General features: G+C 62.8%; 19 protein-coding genes. 16 read left to right on the forward strand and 3 right to left on the reverse strand.

The annotated features are described in order from the left end of the window. Positions 1–35: 35 nt before the first annotated feature. The 7 genes from dxr to ACSMXN_RS11685 all read left to right on the forward strand — a co-directional run bounded on the left by dxr (position 36) and on the right by ACSMXN_RS11685 (position 7,223). Entirely contained in the window at positions 36–1,247 is a 1,212-nt protein-coding gene (gene dxr, locus ACSMXN_RS11655) for a 1-deoxy-D-xylulose-5-phosphate reductoisomerase (RefSeq protein WP_022912417.1), read from the forward strand. A 110-nt stretch (positions 1,248–1,357) separates the two neighbouring features. Continuing rightward, positions 1,358–2,650 (forward strand): site-2 protease family protein, encoded by a 1,293-nt coding sequence (locus tag ACSMXN_RS11660; RefSeq protein WP_022912418.1) that lies wholly within the window; start codon positions 1,358–1,360, stop codon positions 2,648–2,650. A gap of 39 nt (positions 2,651–2,689) precedes the next feature. Then, a complete protein-coding gene (locus ACSMXN_RS11665; RefSeq protein ID WP_022912419.1) occupies positions 2,690–3,067 on the forward strand; it encodes an FKBP-type peptidyl-prolyl cis-trans isomerase in 378 nt (125 codons plus the stop codon). Positions 3,068–3,113: 46 nt separating this feature from the next. Next, positions 3,114–4,274: a flavodoxin-dependent (E)-4-hydroxy-3-methylbut-2-enyl-diphosphate synthase gene (gene ispG / locus ACSMXN_RS11670; protein WP_022912420.1), complete on the forward strand. Its 1,161-nt coding sequence runs from the start codon at positions 3,114–3,116 to the stop codon at positions 4,272–4,274. Positions 4,275–4,352: 78 nt separating this feature from the next. Further along, a complete protein-coding gene (locus ACSMXN_RS11675) occupies positions 4,353–5,588 on the forward strand; it encodes a GNAT family N-acetyltransferase (protein ID WP_022912421.1) in 1,236 nt (411 codons plus the stop codon). A gap of 24 nt (positions 5,589–5,612) precedes the next feature. Further along, positions 5,613–6,488: a DUF4081 domain-containing GNAT family N-acetyltransferase gene (locus ACSMXN_RS11680; RefSeq protein WP_022912422.1), complete on the forward strand. Its 876-nt coding sequence runs from the start codon at positions 5,613–5,615 to the stop codon at positions 6,486–6,488. Between the two features lie 57 nt (positions 6,489–6,545). After that, positions 6,546–7,223: an HAD-IA family hydrolase gene (locus ACSMXN_RS11685; protein ID WP_022912423.1), complete on the forward strand. Its 678-nt coding sequence runs from the start codon at positions 6,546–6,548 to the stop codon at positions 7,221–7,223. A gap of 27 nt (positions 7,224–7,250) precedes the next feature. On the opposite strand, the gene ACSMXN_RS11690 is transcribed toward ACSMXN_RS11685, so the two are convergent. Further along, positions 7,251–7,796: a ferritin-like domain-containing protein gene (locus tag ACSMXN_RS11690; RefSeq protein ID WP_022912424.1), complete on the reverse strand. Its 546-nt coding sequence runs from the start codon at positions 7,794–7,796 to the stop codon at positions 7,251–7,253. After that, on the reverse strand, positions 7,793–8,299 hold the full coding sequence (locus ACSMXN_RS11695; RefSeq protein WP_022912425.1) for a hypothetical protein: 507 nt from the start codon (positions 8,297–8,299) through the stop codon (positions 7,793–7,795). The genes ACSMXN_RS11690 and ACSMXN_RS11695 overlap by 4 nt, the downstream gene beginning before the upstream one ends. 86 nt (positions 8,300–8,385) lie before the next feature. Between ACSMXN_RS11695 and rimP the strand changes: the two genes are divergently transcribed. The 9 genes from rimP (at position 8,386) to nusB (ending at position 17,786) form a co-directional block, all read left to right on the forward strand. Then, on the forward strand, positions 8,386–9,096 hold the full coding sequence (gene rimP / locus ACSMXN_RS11700; protein ID WP_022912426.1) for a ribosome maturation factor RimP: 711 nt from the start codon (positions 8,386–8,388) through the stop codon (positions 9,094–9,096). A 4-nt stretch (positions 9,097–9,100) separates the two neighbouring features. Next, positions 9,101–10,279, forward strand: a complete 1,179-nt coding sequence (nusA, locus tag ACSMXN_RS11705; RefSeq protein WP_022912427.1) for a transcription termination factor NusA — start codon at positions 9,101–9,103, stop codon at positions 10,277–10,279. Positions 10,280–10,287: 8 nt separating this feature from the next. Continuing rightward, the gene (locus ACSMXN_RS11710) at positions 10,288–10,641 is read left to right on the forward strand and encodes a YlxR family protein (RefSeq protein WP_455407754.1); all 354 of its coding nucleotides are present in this window, start codon (positions 10,288–10,290) and stop codon (positions 10,639–10,641) included. A 154-nt stretch (positions 10,642–10,795) separates the two neighbouring features. After that, positions 10,796–13,663, forward strand: coding sequence for a translation initiation factor IF-2 (gene infB / locus ACSMXN_RS11715; RefSeq protein ID WP_022912428.1), 2,868 nt, complete (start codon positions 10,796–10,798; stop codon positions 13,661–13,663). Between the two features lie 76 nt (positions 13,664–13,739). Continuing rightward, positions 13,740–14,177: a 30S ribosome-binding factor RbfA gene (gene rbfA / locus ACSMXN_RS11720; protein WP_022912429.1), complete on the forward strand. Its 438-nt coding sequence runs from the start codon at positions 13,740–13,742 to the stop codon at positions 14,175–14,177. A 74-nt stretch (positions 14,178–14,251) separates the two neighbouring features. After that, positions 14,252–15,559 carry an MATE family efflux transporter gene (locus tag ACSMXN_RS11725; RefSeq protein WP_022912430.1) on the forward strand — a complete coding sequence of 436 codons (1,308 nt, stop codon included), beginning with the start codon at positions 14,252–14,254 and terminating at the stop codon, positions 15,557–15,559. Positions 15,560–15,592: 33 nt separating this feature from the next. Beyond that, the gene (gene truB, locus ACSMXN_RS11730; protein WP_022912431.1) at positions 15,593–16,510 is read left to right on the forward strand and encodes a tRNA pseudouridine(55) synthase TruB; all 918 of its coding nucleotides are present in this window, start codon (positions 15,593–15,595) and stop codon (positions 16,508–16,510) included. A gap of 268 nt (positions 16,511–16,778) precedes the next feature. Then, positions 16,779–17,342 (forward strand): elongation factor P, encoded by a 564-nt coding sequence (gene efp, locus ACSMXN_RS11735; protein WP_022912432.1) that lies wholly within the window; start codon positions 16,779–16,781, stop codon positions 17,340–17,342. A 21-nt stretch (positions 17,343–17,363) separates the two neighbouring features. After that, positions 17,364–17,786 (forward strand): transcription antitermination factor NusB, encoded by a 423-nt coding sequence (nusB, locus tag ACSMXN_RS11740; protein WP_022912433.1) that lies wholly within the window; start codon positions 17,364–17,366, stop codon positions 17,784–17,786. Between the two features lie 86 nt (positions 17,787–17,872). Here the strand turns inward: nusB and ACSMXN_RS11745 are convergent, their stop codons facing one another. After that, positions 17,873–18,370 carry a transcriptional regulator gene (locus ACSMXN_RS11745; protein ID WP_027139226.1) on the reverse strand — a complete coding sequence of 166 codons (498 nt, stop codon included), beginning with the start codon at positions 18,368–18,370 and terminating at the stop codon, positions 17,873–17,875. Positions 18,371–18,527 lie beyond the last annotated feature (157 nt).

Here is an 18,527-nt window from a genome sequence, read left to right on the forward strand (position 1 = left end):
CGCCCTCTCATTCTGACATCGGCCACAATGACCAGGTGACCCGCCCCGCCGAAATTCGCCGCGTTGTTCTGCTTGGCTCGACCGGTTCGATTGGTACTCAGGCTCTTGATGTCATCGGCAACGCCGCCGACGCCTTCTCGGTGGCCGGTATCTGCGCCGGTGGAACGAACCTGAGTCTGCTCGTCGAGCAGGCCGTGTCTTGGCGAGTGCCTTATGTCGCGGTGAGCGCTCTCTCCGCAGAACTCGAACTTCGCGAACGGTTGGCGGCCGCCTGGCCGGCCGGTGAACCGCTGCCCCAAGTACTGGCGGGACCGCAGGCCACCGAACAGCTGGCCGCTCTGGATTGTGAGGTGGTGCTCAACGGGGTCGCCGGCGCCCAGGGCTTGCGGGCGACGCTGGCGGCTTTGAAGGCCGGCCGCACGGTTGCGCTTGCCAATAAGGAATCACTCATTGCCGGCGGCCCGCTTGTTTTGGACGCCGCAGCCCCAGGACAGCTGGTCCCAGTTGATTCTGAGCACTCGGCTCTGGCCCAAGCCCTGCGCGGTGGGACGGCCGCCGAGGTGCGGCGCTTGGTCTTGACGGCCAGCGGTGGTCCCTTCCGGGGTCACAGCAGGGATCAGTTGCTGCACGTCACCCCCCAACAGGCGTTGGCGCACCCGACGTGGACCATGGGCCCCTTGGTGACGACCAACTCTGCGACTCTGGTCAACAAGGGCCTGGAGCTGATCGAGGCGGCGCTACTTTTCGACGTGGCCTACGACCGGGTGGATGTCGTTGTGCACCCCCAATCAATGGTTCATTCCATGGTCGAGTTCATTGACGGCTCGACCTTGGCCCAAGCGAGCCCTCCCGATATGAGGATGCCGATTGCGCTTGCGCTCGGCTGGCCACACCGTGTCGCCGACGCTGCCCCGGGCATGGATTGGACGAAGGCGCACAGCTGGACCTTCGAGCCGGTGGACAACGAGTCGTTCCCGGCGATCGATGTGGCGAGAACCGCGGGTATCGCCGGAGGTAGTGCGCCGGCAGTCTTCAATGCCGCCAACGAAGAGCTTGTTGCGGCCTTCCACACTGGGCGCTGCGCCTTCCTCGATATCGTCGACATCACCAGGCGCGTCCTCGAGCTGTGGCTGAGCACAGAACATGCCGCAGCCGGGAACCCTCGCGACATCGCCGATGTTGAACACTCCGAGTTGTGGGCGCGGTCTCGGGTAGCAGCTGAGCTTTCGATGTCAGAAAGTCGTTAAGAGGCTGCGGTCGGGGCACAATGGTAGGAAGTCATTTCGGACAGTTTTACGACTGGTTCCAGCGCCCTCGCGGCTGAGCCACGCTACGTGTTATCGGAAAGGATCGCCGCGTGCTGTACGCCCTTGGTGTGATCGCCTTCGCGCTCGGGCTCTTGGCGTCCATCGCGCTGCACGAGGTCGGGCACATGCTCCCGGCCAAGAAGTTCGGCGTCAAGGTGACTCAGTACATGGTTGGATTCGGTCCGACTATCTGGGCGCGCAAACGCGGTGACACCGAATACGGCCTGAAGGCGATTCCGATGGGCGGTTACATTCGGATGATCGGCATGGTGCCGCCGCGCGCCGACGGTCGCCGGAGCAGATGGCCACGCCGCATGGCCGATCTAGTCGAGGAGTTTCGCGCTACCAGCCGATCTGAGGTCGAGCCGGGCGAGGAACATCGTCAGTTCTACCGGGTGACACCCGGCAAGAAGATGATCATCATGCTCGGCGGTCCGACGATGAATTTGCTCATCTTTTTGTTCATCACCGTGCTGCTCTATGGGCTCATCGGGGTCAAGGGCCCGACGAACACCGTCGCCGAGGTCAGCAAGTGCGTGGTGCCCGTCACCTCCACGGTGACCGACTGTCCTGCCGAGAACAGTGCTGACTTTGTGAAGGCACCCGCCAATGGTGTGCTGCTGCCCGGCGACAAGATCACTGCAATCAATGGGGTCGAGATCAAAGAGTGGTCGGACTCGGTGAAGATCATCGAGGCTTCGGCCGGCAAGCCGATCACTATGACCGTGCTCCGTGACGGCAAGAATGTGCCGTTGACGCTCACGCCAGTGCAGACGACCAAGTACGCGAACGACACCGGCACGAAGACGAAACAGGCCGGATTCATCGGCATCGGGACTACCGAGGCATACCAGCAACTCGGCCCCGCCGCCTTGGGACGTGTCGTTTGGCAGCAACTCGGGCTCAGCATTGACGCTTTGAAGCAGTTTCCGAGCAAGATCAGCAGCTTGGTCGGGACAGTCTTTGAAAACAAGCCACGAGACCAGCAGGGTGCGGTCGGCGTTGTTGGCTTGGGCCGGATCGGCGGTCAGATCGCAGATGCTCAGGGCATCAGCCTGCTCGACAAGATTTCGACGCTGTTGAGCCTGCTCGCCGGCGTCAATCTATTGCTGTTCTTCTTCAATCTGTTGCCGTTGCTTCCGCTGGACGGCGGTCATGTGGCAGGCGCGATCGTCGAGTCGATCCGGCGTGGATTTGCCAGATTGCGACGTCGGCCGCGGGCGATCTTCGTCGACGTCGCGCAGCTGGTTCCGGTCATGTATGTCGTCGCGAGCGTGCTCATCGTGTTTTCGGTCCTTGTGATGTATGCGGATATTGTTAAACCAATCTCGTTGACGAACTAGCGTTGTATGACGACCAACGTTCTATGAAGAGGAGATCCTGTGACCGTCCCATCCAAACCTGAGGTTGAATTCCCGAGCGCAGCGCCCACGGGTGAGCTTCAGATCCGCGATCTGATCGAGGGTGACGGCGCGACTGCGCAGGCGGGTCAGCAGGCAGTCGTGCACTACGTCGGGGTCGCACACTCCACAGGCGAGGAGTTCGACGCGAGCTACAACCGGGGTGCGCCCTTTACCTTCGGACTTGGCGAAGGCCGTGTGATCGCAGGTTGGGATCAGGGCGTTCAGGGTATGAAGATCGGCGGTAGACGAGAACTGATCATCCCGCCGCACTTGGGTTACGGCGATCGTGGGGCCGGTGGCGCGATCAAGGGCGGCGAGACGCTGATCTTCGTCGTCGACCTTCTCGACCTGCGCTAACTGATCGTTCATCCACCGAGCGCAAACAGGGATAGAGGAATTTGAGATGAGTACATCGATTTCGCTGGGTATGCCGACCGCGCCGCCCCCTGTCTTGGCGCCGCGCCGCAAGTCTCGCCAGATCAAGGTGGGTTCGGTCGCGGTCGGCGGCGACGCGCCGATCTCGGTGCAGTCGATGACGACGACACTTACCTCCGATGTCAACGCCACGCTCCAGCAAATTGCTGAACTCACAGCCGCCGGCTGCGACATCGTGCGTGTGGCCTGCCCGAGTCAGGACGATGCTGACGCGCTTGCGGCGATCGCGAAGAAGTCTCAAATCCCGGTGATTGCCGATATCCACTTTCAACCGAAGTATGTATTCGCCGCGATAGACGCTGGCTGTGCCGCGGTGAGAGTCAACCCTGGCAACATCCGCGCTTTCGACGACAAGGTGGGTGAGATCGCGCGCGCGGCCGCTGCCACCGGCACCTCCTTGCGAATCGGCGTGAACGCAGGCTCGCTTGACAAGCGATTGTTCGAGAAATATGGCAAAGCCACGCCAGAAGCCTTGGTGGAATCAGCCATGTGGGAGGCATCCCTGTTCGAGGAACACGGCTTTCGCGATTTCAAGATCTCTGTGAAGCACAATGATCCAGTCGTGATGGTTCGTGCCTATGAGTTGCTGGCCGAGCAATGCGATTACCCGTTGCACCTTGGTGTCACCGAAGCGGGGCCCGCCTTCCAGGGAACGATCAAGTCCGGTGTCGCCTTTGGCGCGCTGTTGTCGAAAGGCATCGGTGACACGATCAGGGTGTCGCTGTCTGCACCCCCGGTAGAAGAAGTCAAGGTCGGGCTTCAGATTTTGGAATCTCTGAACCTTCGTCAGCGGCGGCTCGAGATTGTTTCGTGTCCTTCCTGCGGGCGCGCACAGGTCGATGTCTACACGTTGGCGGAGAAGGTGAGCGCAGGGCTGGACGGCGTCGAGGTTCCGTTGCGAGTAGCGGTGATGGGGTGCGTCGTCAACGGTCCGGGGGAAGCCCGTGAGGCCGATTTGGGCGTTGCCAGTGGCAACGGCAAGGGCCAGATATTCGTCAAGGGCGAGGTCATCAAAACTGTTCCGGAGTCCCAGATTGTGGAGACCCTGATCGAGGAGGCCCTGCGTTTGGCCGAGCAGATGCAAGCCGACGGTGCGGCCTCCGGGCCACCGACGGTCGCCGTCAGCTGAACACGTCAGCGGTCCCTGACCGTTGATCACGCGAAAATCGTTTGTGGCGCCGGCAGTTTGGGGCGAGGGTGGGCGGCTATGGACATCTTGATTCGACCTGCCGTCGATGCAGACTTTCCACAAATAGCCCTATTGGACGGCGCCGCCTTCGGCTTCACGTACTCCGAGCAAGATGTCGCTGACGCCCTGATCGCGGTTGATCCGAGCAGGTTCTACGTCGCCACCGAAGCAGACCGGATAGTCGGCGTCACCGGCGATTACCACTTCGACCTCACGCTCCCCGGGGCGGCTGGAACTTCGGTTGGTGTGCCGGGGGTTACGTGGGTGTCAGTCAGCCCGGTGCACCGCCGCCGAGGAATTTTACGAGCCTTGATGGAGCGTCAACTCGGCGACTTCGCCGATCGCGGCGAGATGATGACGATCCTCACGGCAAGCGAGGGTGGGATCTACCGCCGTTTCGGATTCGGACCGGCGACCAGGGTGCGCAAAACCGTAATCGACCGGCAGCTCGCGGTGCTGAATTCGCCTGAGTCCTCGCATGCCAACTCCTGCGGACCAGTCTCGTCTGCGACGCCTGAGCAAGCACGGTCGATCCTGCCGCCGATCCACGATCGATGGCGGCGCACAGTACCCGGCGCGTTGAGTCGCAGTCCCTCCTGGTGGGAGCGCAGTTTCATCGATCGCGAGACGAACCGTAACGGAAGCAGTGCCGTTCAATACGTTGTTCATGCTGATGGTTTTGTGGCCTATCGGATCGAGCCCAATTGGGCAGACGGACGCCCCCAACACGTTTGCGTTGTCACCGACTACGTCTGGATGACGGCCGAGGCGCATCGGGCGTTGTGGCAGGTGTTGCTCGGTCTCGATCTGGTTGGCACGATTGAGAGCCGCAAGATCGCCCTCGATGATCCGCTACCGCACCTGCTGGACAATCCTCGTCAGCTGCGCACAACGGTGCTGAACGACGGCATCTGGGTGCGGCCGTTGGACATCGAGTCCATGCTCTCTGCGCGAACCTTCCAGCTCGAAATTGACGCCGTCCTGGAGGTCGTCGACGAGACGGGCGCCGTTGGTGCAACCGCTGGACGCTATGCATTGAAGGGTGGGCCCGACGGTGCGGAATGCGTGCACACTGACCGGCTTGCCGACCTCAGGATCACTGTCGACGCCTTGGGCTCCGCTTATCTCGGCGGAATGCGCCTTGGAGAATTAGCTGCCGCAGGCCGCGTCGAGGTGAGTGATGCCGCCCTGTTGCGCCGACTGGATCTGGCATTCCTGGCTGATCGCGTACCGGTTCACGGCACGGATTTCTGACTCGGCGCGGTAGCGTGCACATTTGTGACCGCGTTGCAGACCCGACCGCGGGTGTTGACAGGTTCGGACGGCCCTGAGCTGCGTCGGCTAGTCCATCAGGACCGGATCACGAACTGCGTGTTGGATTCTCGGATCGAATACTCGCCCGGATTGGACGCTCGACGCCTGGGCGGATTCATCTGGGGACTTGATTCAGGTACCGAGATCGACGCCGCAGCCGCCGTACATTATCTGCGCGCGGCCCTGTTCCACGGTGGCAATCTGATTCCAGTGGGTGATGACCGCTCCGCACTGGAGACCCTTGCCGATCAACTTTCGCGGAGTGGGCGCGGCTGTTCCTCGATTGTCGGACCGGCATCGTCGGTCCAAGCCATCTGGCCAGTACTGTCCCGCCGGTGGGGCCCGGCCCGAGCCGTCCGTGCGTCACAGCCTCTGCTCGTAATCGACCGACCGGCCGACGCTGAATTCGATCCGACTGTCCGGGTTGTGCGCCCGTCGGAGATCGAGCGGTTCATGCCTGCTGCCATCGCGATGTTCACCGAAGAACTTGAGATCTCACCGATGGGCCGCGATGGCGGAGCGAGCTATCGGGCTCGCGTAGCTGAAGTGATCGGGACTGGCCGTGCTTTTGCCCGTTTCGACGACCGTGGTCAGGTCGAGTTCAAAGCTGAGATCGGCGCGCTGTCATGCGGAACCGCGCAAGTGCAAGGAGTCTGGGTCCGTCCGGATCTCAGAGGCAGAGGTTTGGGGACGGCGGCGATGGCGGCTGTGCTTCGCCTGGCATTGGATCGAGCTCCGACGGTCAGCCTGTACGTAAACGACTTCAATGTGACGGCGCGCAACATGTACGACCGATTGGGAATGGTAGAAATCGGCACGCTGAGCACTGTCCTGTTCTGACGTCCGTTCGCCGCTGTTGCCGTCGCAGGTGTCGGTGCGATCTGGTATCCATCATCCATGGCACTGCAGGCAGTTATCTTCGACTGGGGCGGAACGTTGACGCCCTGGCACACCATCGACCCCTTCGCATGCTGGTTCGCCGTGACCGCCGACGAGAGCAAGACGCGCGCCCTGTTGGCAGCTGAGGAAGCTATCTGGACACTCAGCCGAGATGAGCATCGCAGCGCCACCTTGGACCACATTCTGCAGGCTGCAGCACTGTCACTTACCGACGCTCAGCGTCGGAGTTACTACGACTGGTGGGATGAGCACACGGTCACCGATCCCGCTGTTGAGCCGCTATTCCAGGGGCTCCGCGAGCGCGGGCTCAAGATTGGAATTCTCTCGAACACGATCTGGCCTCGTGATGAGCACGAGCGGATCTTTGCGCGCGACGCCGTGCACGCCTACATAGACGGTGCGGTGTATTCGTCAGAAATACCATGGACCAAGCCCGACGAGCGAGCGTTTCGTGCCGCGATGCAAGCCGTCGGCGTCGCTGACCCGGCGGCGGCGGTGTTCGTCGGCGACCGGCTCTTCGATGACATCTTTGGTGCCAAGCGTGCGGGCATGCGCGCAGTTCATATCCCACACAGCCAGATTCCGCCTTGGCAAACAACTGGAGTGGAAGGCCAGCCTGACGCGGTCATCGACGATCTGTCAGATTTGCTGAAGGTTGTGGACGCTTGGATCTGAAGGCATTGCAGCAGCACGCAGCGAATGTCAGGTGCCTGGGAATGCCACCGTGGGAGTGGCAGGGGTTGTGAATCGGCGCCAGAACACGGCTTCGCCGGCAGATGATGTCAGACCTTGCAAGCCTTGGGATCGCAGCGTGTTGAGCTCTGAATTGGCACCATCGGGCGCCGCTGAACTGGAGTTTGTGGTCGGCCCAGCGTTGGGGGCATCAGCCGCAGGAGCTCCTGAGGCGGACACCAGCAGATATCGGTAGGCAAGCGCGCATTGCTCCTCGAGCGCAACGGCCCAGCGCTGAGCACTCAGGGCGCTGTCGATGCGTTCAGGAGGTTGGTAAGAAGGCTGCGGGGGAGCCGGCACAGACCCACGCGCCACGAGCGCGGCCATCACTCTGTCGCGGGCGACGCGGTGAGCTGCTTGCGATGAACGCGCCCGCTCTATCTGCTCGGCCGTCCCTAGATGCACACCGATCACCGAGTATCCAAAGACTGCGGCGTTCTCGGCCATCAAGATGTCCTGCAAGGCCGAGGTCACCTGATCTTGCTCTGACGTGGGCGCACTGCTCGGACTGCTCACGCCAGAACCTCACGGTGCGTGCTGAGGCACGCTGAAATGCTGCCTAGCAAGCCGACAGTTTGCCCGGCATTGACCTCGGTATGAGGCCAGCCGAGGCAAGCCGCTGAAAAGGCTGCAGCCGCCGATCCGGACATCGACGCCAGCCCGGCAATGGTTGGCGCAGCTGGTGCAGCGGTGGGGCTGGCAATCGGTTCGGTGGGGTTCAGACGCCAGCCGGGATAGTTCTGCAAGACGCCCCGCAACGCATCACCGTGTGCCGCGACATCGGCCCGCAGCGGCGCGAGCGGTACCGGAGTCTGACCAGCGGCCGCCATCGCCGCGTCATAGCTGGCCAAGAGCCGGGTCTGAGTCCCGAGCAAGGATGTCAGCACGGCCGGCGGTGGAGGTGGCGGGATCGCGACTTTGTGGTGCACCGTCTTCGTCACGCCCAACGCAACACCGCCCGCGGCAGCGACCAAGAGAGCCGATCGTCCGAAGAGCGTTCGGCGCGAGATCTCAACCATGGCCCGACCAGTCTTTCAGATGCCGGTAGTGTGAGCGCAGGTACGCCTACTAACCACAACTGGACACCGACGGGAGCGCTGAGAGGATGAGTGCGCGGACGCCGCAGCGCCAACAGCTGATGGAGCTGCTCGGGCCGGTGATCACGTCGCAGGGCTATGACCTTGAAGACCTGTCCGTGACGGCCGCCGGTCGGCGCAGTCTGATTCGTGTCATCGTCGATGCTGATGACGGCGTGGACCTCGATGCGGTAGCTGACATATCCCGCGCGCTGTCAGAGCTGTTGGACGCCGACGCGGACTCAGCTCAGCCGACGACATTTTCCGGCCCATTCGTCCTCGAAGTTTCCTCGCCTGGAGTTGACAGGCCCCTCACCGAGCTGCGCCACTGGCGTCGTGCGATCGGTCGCCTCGTCACCGTGCCTTTGCACGAGTCGGGGCCTTTGGACGAGTCGGGGCCTGTGGGCGAGTCGGGCGCTGGCACGAGCGGCGCACACGCCAATGCAAGCGCTCATCTGATATCGGGGCGAATAACGTCGGTCGACGCCAACGCTGTCGTGCTCGACCATGACGGCGAACAGACAAGACATCCACATTCAACGCTGGGGCCCGGTCGTATTCAGGTGGAGTTCTCCCGACCGGGGGTGCCGGATGATTTCCCGCCGTCCGATGACTCCCAGGCGTCCGATGATTTCGAGCCAGACAGCGACCCTGCGCCCGGCCAAGCAGGACGGCCCGCGAACCGCGAACACAACCGCGCAACAGCGCACGTAGCCCAGAACGCACACGAGGAGGCCTGAGCCCATGGTCTCAGTGGACATTGCAGCCCTACGCAGCATCGAGCGAGAGAAAGAGATTCCGTTCGATACCGTCATGGAGGCGCTGGAGACAGCACTACTGACCGCATATCGTCACACCAATCATCCGATGCCGAGCGCGCGTGTCGAGATCGATCGGAAGTCCGGCGAGGTGACGGTCTGGGCTGCCGAGCACGGCCCGGACGGGGCACTTATCGAAGAATTCGACGACACTCCCACCGATTTCGGACGCATCGCCGCCATGACCGCGAAGCAGGTCATCATGCAACGTCTGCGCGACGCGGCGCACGACACCACGTTCGGGGAATACTCCGGGCATGAAGGCGACATCGTCACAGGAGTGATCCAAGCGGACGCCCAAGCCGCGCAACGCGGTCTTGTAATCGTCGAGTTGAACAACAAGATCGAGGCTGTCCTCCCGCAGTCAGAGCAAGTTCCTGGTGAGGTTTACGACCACGGCACGCGGATCAAGTCCTACGTCGTCGCCGTCACACGTGGCATGCGAGGCCCGCAGATCAGTCTCAGTCGGACGCATCCAGGACTGGTGAAGAAGCTGTTCGCGTTGGAGGTCCCCGAGATCGCCGATGGAAGTGTCGAGGTCATGGCCGTAGCACGCGAGTCCGGCCACCGAACCAAGATCGCGGTCCGCAGCATGGTCGACGGCCTGAATGCAAAGGGCGCGTGCATCGGCCCGATGGGACAGCGCGTGCGCAATGTCGTCGCCGAGCTGCACGGTGAGAAGATCGACATCATCGACTACGACGAGGACCCAGCAACTTTTGTGGGGAACGCGCTCTCGCCGGCACGAGCGCAGCAGATCACTGTTGTCGATGCAGTGGCCAAAGCGGCTCGAGTGGTCGTGCCCGACTATCAGCTCTCTCTCGCGATCGGCCGAGAAGGTCAGAACGCTCGGTTGGCCGCTCGCCTGACCGGATGGCGGATCGACATCCATTCTGACGCCGAGACCGAGGGTGCAGAAGCGGCGGGTGCTGGTCCAAACGGCGCTGGTTCAGACGGCGCTGGTTCAGACGGCGCTGGTTCAGACGGCGCAGGTTCAGACGGCGCAGGTTCAGATGGCGCTGGTCCAGATTCAAGCGCTGTCGTTCCGGCCGAGCTTGTCGGCCAGGCGGGCGTCGTGGACGCTGCTGGCGACGACAGGGAGTAGACTTCTTTGTGGCCGTCAACCCGCTGGGGGCAGTCTCGCTGCAACGTGTAGTTATCCGCACCTGCATCGGCTGCCGCCAAAGAGCGACTGCCACCGAGTTGCTACGCGTAGTCGCTGATCCAGCGGTTGGAGCTGTTCCGGTTAGTCCGGTCCAGATCTGCCCAGATCCGCGGCGTTGCGCTCCGGGCCGGGGAGCATGGATTCACCCGAACCTGGAGTGCGTGACTTTCGCTGAGCGTCGTCGGGCATTTGGCAGGGCGCTGCGCTGTACGGCGACCACCGATCCGACGCCGGTCCGCGAATACGTGTCATCGCTGTTTGAAGCGCCAAGTGCGGTCGCTACCTCAGCTGGTGACCTGTAGTACCCCGTACGGCTTCCGCCGCTCGGGTCGTTGGGGAGACCCGCGAAAGTGAGACGAAGAGCTATGAGCACCCGATGAAGCGCCAACCATGATTGCGTTTCCCACCTAAATCGGGACTGTGCGGGTCACCGCCGGTCCTGCGACAAGGAGTCCAGTGGCAGGCAAGGCCCGCGTACACGAGCTCGCCAAAGAGCTTGGTGTACCAAGTAAAGAAGTTCTCGCCAAGTTGAGCGAACTCGGCGAGTTTGTGAAGAGTGCATCGTCGACGGTAGAAGCCCCTGTGGCGCGTCGGCTCCGTGAAGCGTTCCCAGCTGGGTCCGCGGCGCCGGCCAAGAAGGTCGCGCCGAAACCGGCCGCCAAGCCCGTTCCGGCACCCGTAGCGCCTGCTCCGACGCCGGTCGCAGCTGCGCCCGCTCCTGCACCCGTAGCCGACTCGACGCCCGCGCCGGCGCCGGTTGTCACGCCCGAACCCGCCCTGCCGGTTACGCCTCCAACGGTCGAGGACCCAACTGCCGCGACGCGCCCCGGTGCGCCGGCTCCCAGGCCGGCTGGTCCGCGCCCTGGCGCGCCTCGGGTAGCGAACAATCCATTTGGAGTCGGAAGCCAGGCCGCACCCCGGCCGGCAACACCTCGTCCGGCTGCGGGCGCTCCCGGACACAACCAGAATCAGATGCCGCCGCGCCCAGCAAGCCCTCGTCCCGGCGGCTCAGCTGGTCCAGGCGGTCCGCGACCTAATCCAGGCATGATGCCGCCGCGGCCCAATCCGGGCTTGGTGCCCGGTCGCAGCGGCGGTCCGGGTCGTCCCGGAGGACCGGGGGGCCCTGGTGGTCCCGGTCGCCCTGCCGGTCCTGGCGGTGGCCCCGGTGGTCGCCCCAGTGGACCGGGCGGCGCTGGTCGTCCCGCAGGTCCCGGCGGTGCTCCTGGCGGTGGCGGCGGTAACTACCGCACAGGTGGTCCGGCTGGCGGCGGCGGCGGCGGTTACCGCGGCGGCCCAGGCGGCGGCACCGGTGCTCCAGGCGCTGGAGCCGGCGGCTTCGGCCCCCGCCCAGGTGGCGGCGGTCCAGGCGGTCGCGGTCGTGGCGCGGGCACCGCAGGTGCATTTGGTCGCCAGGGCGGTCGTCCGACTCGTGGCCGCAAGAGCAAGAAGCAGCGACGCCAAGAGTTCGACAACATGTCTGCGCCCTCGATTGGCGGCGTGCAGGTTCCGCGCGGTAACGGCGATGTGTTGCGGCTGCCGCGAGGAGCCTCGCTGTCTGACTTTGCCGACAAGATCAACGCTGAGCCGGCCTCACTGGTGACGGTGATGTTCCATCTCGGTGAGATGGTCACCGCTACGCAGTCGGTGAACGAGGAGACGCTGCAGTTACTCGGTGCGGAGCTGAACTACAACGTTCAGGTCGTCAGTCCTGAGGACGAAGACCGTGAACTGCTGGAGTCCTTCGATTTGACGTTCGGTTCGGATGAGGGCGCCGAAGGTGATCTGATTGCTCGTGCACCGATCGTGACTGTGATGGGTCACGTCGATCACGGTAAGACCCGCCTGCTGGATGCGATCCGCAAGACCAACGTGATCGGCGGCGAAGCAGGTGGCATCACCCAGCACATTGGTGCCTACCAGGTCCACGTCGATCACGAGGGAAGCACCCGACCGATCACGTTCATCGACACACCCGGTCACGAGGCGTTTACGGCTATGCGTGCTCGCGGCGCCAAGGTGACCGACATTGCAGTGCTTGTCGTTGCAGCCGACGACGGCGTGATGCCTCAGACGATCGAGGCGCTCAATCACGCACAGGCCGCCGATGTGCCGATCGTCGTCGCTGTGAACAAGATCGACAAGGAAGGTGCCAATCCCGCCAAGGTTCGGCAGCAGCTCACTGAATATGGGCTCGTCGCCGAAGAGTATGGCGGCGACACGTTGTTCGTTGATGTCTCTGCCCGCAACAACCTGCACATTGACGAGTTACTCGAAGGAATCCTGCTGACCGCTGACGCGGCGCTCGACCTGCGAGCAAACCCGGATCAGGACGCGCAGGGCATCGCCATCGAAGCGCATCTGGACCGCGGTCGCGGTCCCGTCGCGACGGTGTTGGTGCAGCGGGGGACGCTGAATGTCGGTGATTCCATCGTTGCTGGAGACGCATTTGGTCGCGTCCGGGCAATGCTCGACGATGACGGCAACCAGGTCGAACAGGCGGGCCCCGGAACACCAGTGATGGTGCTCGGCTTGACGTCGGTGCCTGGGGCCGGCGATTCGTTCATCGTTGTCGAAGAGGACCGGATCGCTCGACAGATCGCTGATCGTCGATCGACCCGCGAGCGGAATGCGCAGCTTGCATCCAACCGTCGTCGAATTTCACTCGATGATCTCGACAAGGCACTCGCAGCGGGTGAGGTTCAGCAGTTGAACCTGATCATCAAGGGTGACGTGTCGGGCTCGGTCGAGGCGCTCGAGGATTCATTGCTAAAGATCGAGCTGAACGACGGCAACGACGAGGTGTCGTTGCGGGTCATCGGCCGTGGCGTTGGAGCGATCAACGAAAACGACGTGAATCTGGCGATCGCCTCGGACGCAGTCATCATCGGATTCAACGTTCGTCCCGCCGGCAAGGCTGGCGAGATCGCCGATCGTGAAGGGGTAGATGTGCGGTATTACACCGTCATCTATCAGGCGATCGACGAAATCGAGGCGGCGTTGAAGGGCATGCTGAAGCCGGAATTCGAAGAGGCGCAGCTCGGTACCGCCGAGGTCCGCGAGGTCTTCCGGGTTCCGAAGATCGGCAACGTGGCGGGCTCCATTGTTCGCTCGGGCACGATCCGCCGTAATTCCAAGGCTCGGCTGGTTCGTGATGGAATCGTGGTCAACGAGAATCTGGCGGTCGATTCGTTGCGACGGTTCAAGGACGATGCGACCGAAGTCCGCGAGGGCTTCGAATGCGGTATCGGTCTCGGTTCGTTCAACGACATCAAAGTCGGCGACATCATCGAGACCTTCGAGATGCGCGAAAAGCCGCGCGGCTAAGTAGTTCTGGCGGGGAGTTTCCGAATCATGGACTGGTTCGGAGACTCCCCGTTTTACGTGTTGAAAGGAAGACACCATGGCTGATTCGCCGAGATCGCGTCGAATGGCGGGTCGGATTCGGCAGATTGTTGCCTCGTACATAGAAAGCCAGATCAAGGATCCACGGTTGGGTATGGTGACCGTGACTGACGTTCGGATGACCGGTGATCTCCATGACGCGACGATCTTCTACACCGTGTTCGGTGGTGAGCTCGAACGTTCGGACTCGACGGCAGCGCTCGAGGCAGCCAAGGGACAGATGCGCTCCGAAGTCGGTAAGCAGACCGGAGTCAAGTTCACTCCCACGTTGACCTTCGTACTCGACGAGATCGCCGATACTGCCAAGCACATCGAGGATCTACTCGCGGTGGCACGTCAAGCTGATGCGGATGTGTCGAAGGTCCGGGAAAATGCCGTGCCCGCCGGCGATGCCGACCCCTACCGTAAGCCACGTGCGGACGACGAAGGCGAGTAAGCCGCCAGAGCAAGGCAATCGCTGTCGTCGAGCCGGCGGCCAGCAGCGATCGATGATCACTCGACAGGCTTATCGTGACGACTACTGACACCTCCGCCAGGCGGATCGTGACCCTTGCCGGGTCAGCGTTTGTGGTCCTTGCGGCCGAACCACTCTTTTTACTCGTTGATACCGCAGTCGTGGGTCATCTCGGTCGCGTCCCACTGGCGGCATTGGGCGCGGCAGGAACCATCATGACGCTGCTCGCAATCCTCGGTAGTTCCCTCGAATACGGCACAACCGGGCGTGCCGCACGGTTCTACGGTGCGGGCCGGCGGGAGGCGGCGGTCAATGAGGGCGTGCAGGCATCGTGGCTCGCCCTCATCGTTGGCCTGGCGGCTGTCGGTGTCGGTGAGTTGATTGCCGGCCCGCTGACGAGGCTGGTCGCAGGTGGCGCCAATGAGGTTGCAACGGCGGCCGAATCGTGGCTGCGGATTGCAATACTCGGTCTACCCGGCGTGTTGTTGGTGCTCGCCGGCAACGGCTGGATGCGGGGCGTCCAAGACACTCGGACCCCGGTTCGGATCGTCGTCGTCGCCAACCTCGCCTCCGCGGTTGCCTCGCCGCTGCTGGTGTACCCGGCCGGTCTGGGACTGGAGGGTTCCGCCGTTGCCAACGTTGGCGCTCAGTGGATTGCGGCGTTGCTGTGCATTGTCGCGATCAGGCGCCAGGCCCTTCCCAAGGCCCCACAGTGGCCAGTGATGGGCAAGCAATTGGTCGTCAGCCGAGATCTGGTGTTACGGGCGCTGGCCTTCCAGGCCGCCTATTTGACCGCCGCCGGAGTGGCCGGTCGCATGGGCGCCGCCCAGTTGGCCGCTCATCAAATCGGCCTGCAGTTGTGGGAGTTCATCGCGTTGTTGCTTGATTCGTTCGCAATAGCGGCGCAATCACTGGTAGGGGCAGCGCTCGGCGGTGGCGATGTCGAGGCAGCCAAAGCGATCGCATGGCGCGTCAGCCGATATGGCGTCACGGCGGGGGCACTGTTCGGTGCTGCAATGGCTGCAGGCTGGTATGCGATCCCTGCAGCGTTCACCTCCGATCTCTCGGTACAGCATCAGGCTCACGTGCTCTGGCCCTGGCTCGTTGCGATGATGCCGCTCGGCGGCATCGTTTTTGCTCTGGACGGTGTGCTTCTCGGCGCGGGCGACAATGCCTTCGTGCGCACCGTGACCCTCGTCGCGGCACTTGGAGGCTATGTGCCGATCTGCCTCGCCGCGTTGCATTTTGGATGGGGTCTGGCTGGCATTTGGATCGGGTTGGCGGTGTTCATCGGTCTGCGATTCGTCGGAATGACTTGGCGCACCAGGGGAAATCGATGGTTGGTTGTAGGAGAGGCAGCATGAGGCGGCAGTCAGTGACCAGAGCGGAGATTACCTGTGGCACGTAAGGGACCCACCGGGCCAGGCGGCCTCATCATCGTCGACAAACCGCCTGGGATCACCTCCCACGACGTCGTGTCCAAGGTTCGCCGACTCGCCAAGACGAGACGTGTCGGGCATGCAGGCACTCTTGACCCAATGGCGACGGGAGTGCTGGTGATCGGCGTCGAACGGTCTACCAAGCTTCTCAATCACCTCGTGCTGACGGACAAGACCTACGAAGCGACCGTTCGTCTTGGCGCGACGACGACCAGCGACGATGCGGACGGCGAGATCCTTGCCAGGACGGATGCGTCGTCGCTGTCGGTGGATCAAATCCTTAGCGAAATAGGTGTCCTCAGCGGGGAGATTCAACAGCGACCATCTTCGGTTTCAGCGATCAAGGTCAATGGCGAACGGGCCTATGCGCGCGTGCGGGCGGGCGAAACAGTAGACCTCGCCGCTCGCCCGGTGACGATCTCCAGATTCGACATCATCGGTGGACCGCGTTTTGTCGACGATGATCACGGTGGCTTCTGCGACGTCGATGTGGTGGTTGACTGCTCGTCAGGGACGTACGTGCGCGCCCTCGCTCGTGATCTCGGCGCATCACTGCGAGTCGGTGGCCATCTCACGGCCTTGCGAAGGACTCGGGTGGGACAGTTCGGGTTAGAGCGAGCGCTGCCTCTGGAGGAGCTGGCTGAGCTCGACGACCCGGTCGTCCTGCCCTTGCCGCAGGCGATAGAGGTCGCCATGCCGATCAGGCATATTACCGAGGAGCAGGCCGCTGAATTGAGCTTCGGTCGCACCATCGAGCCGGTGGGGATGGTCGGCACTCATGGCGGTATCAAACCGGGTGGAATCGCCGTTGCTCTGCTCGTCGAAAGTGGCGGCAGAAGTCGCCCCGTGCTCGGGTTCACCCCGGCCGGCAGCTGAGCTTGGACAGCGACCGAACAGCTGTCTCGACCGCATGAGGCAATGGCTCCAGCAGGCAAGTGTGTCGATACCGCTAATCAGACCGGGACGGGCCGTGGGCGTGCTGTATCCGGTGGTCGGTTCGAATCCGCTCGGCGGCTAAACTAGTGCGTTGGTGCTCCTAGTCTTGGGTAGCGAGCATCGACTACCCAAGACCGCGCGGTCACCGGAAGCCCAACATGCAATCCGATGATGTGTCACTGACGAGATCTAGGAGACCTACCCACTTATGGCCAGCACGAACGACCTGAAGAACGGCTTGGTTCTCAATATCGACGGCCAGTTGTGGACCGTTGTTGAATTCCAGCACGTCAAGCCTGGTAAGGGAGGCGCCTTCGTTCGAACCACCTTGAAGAACGTCCTCTCCGGCAAGGTCGTCGACAGAACGTTCAATGCTGGTACCAAGGTCGAGACGGCGACAGTCGACAAGCGGGCCATGACCTACCTCTACAAAGAGGGCGACGATTTCGTGTTCATGGACGGCGAATCGTACGAGCAGATGCATGTTCCTGCTGCGGTCGTGGGCGAGGCCGCCAACTACCTACTCGACAACGCGGAAGCGGTCATCGCGGTGCATGAAGGTCTACCGCTTTTCATCGAGCTGCCGACCTCGGTGGAATTGCTGATCACCTACACCGAGCCGGGTCTGCAAGGTGACCGTGCGACTGGCGGTACGAAGCCCGCAACAGTAGAAACCGGCGCCGAGGTGCAGGTGCCGCTCTTTGTCACCACCGGCGAAAAGATCAAGATCGACACCCGGGACGGCCGGTACCTCGGTCGGATCAGCAGCTAGCCGGAATAGATAGTCTTCGATATGGCTGCCCGCAGCAAAGCCCGTAAACGCGCTGTAGACCTCATCTACGAGGCGGACTTGCGCGGTGACGACCCCTTGGCGACCCTTGCCGAGCGAGTTGCCCTTGGTGACCCACCGATAAACGAATACACGGTTGAGCTGGTCTCGGGAGTGTCGGCGCGGCAGCCAGAGATCGACCAAATGCTATCGGACTACTCCGAAGGCTGGACGCTCGAGCGGATGCCGGGCGTCGACCGCGCGATACTGCGGGTAGGACTCTACGAATTGCTGTGGGCCGATGACATACCGGACGCGGTCGCCATTGACGAGGCGGTCGAGCTGGCTAAGAATCTGTCGACCGACGATTCACCGAAATTCGTCAACGGAATCCTCGGCAGAGTGCTGCGTGACCAGATCCCGGCCGGCGGCTCCGCCGGTAGCTGAGAGCGCAATCGTCACAGCGGTTGGCTACTCGCGAGTGCAGCCTGACCATTCACGGCCCGGCCTGATATTGGATGCTTTGAACTGGGTCAGGTCCCTGCGGTGTGTTTTGGCTCCGAAGTCGAGTGACCCATCGAGCCGGGCGCAAGCACACCCCAGTCGATCAGGCGCTCGGTGAGCTTTTCCAGCGACGTATCGAACATCAATGCAAGGGCGCGGAGGTCCTCGCCCCGGATCGAGAGCACCTTGTTGCCGTAGTCGCCCCGTTGCCGCTGGATCGACTGGGCGTAACGGACAAGGGGAGCGGCGTCTTCGGCGGGTATGTTCTGCATCTTCTGTAGGTCGAGCACTATCTTGCTGGACGCCTCGGGACGCGAGGACGCCCCGCCCTCCTCGGACGGCAGGAGCTCCGAGATCGGCACCCCGTAGAACTCGGCGAGCTCGGCCAACCGGGCGACGGATACGGCCCTGTCGCCGCGCTCGTACGAGCCGACGACGACTGCCTTCCACTTGCCGCCAGACTTTCGCTCCACACCATGGAGCGAAAGTCGCTGCTGAGAACGGACCGCACGCAAACGGCTGCCCAGGGCGCGGGCGTACTCGCGGTCGTCCGGAGCCTCTGACGGCCCGTCTGCCGCGGCGGACCCGCCGACAACAGAGGCGAGGTCCTCGGCCTCTGCTTCTCCCGCGTTCTGCTCAGTCACGTTCGCGTCCTACGTTCTATAGGTGGTGCGACCACTCACG

Source organism: Parajatrophihabitans canadensis (genome assembly GCF_053764775.1).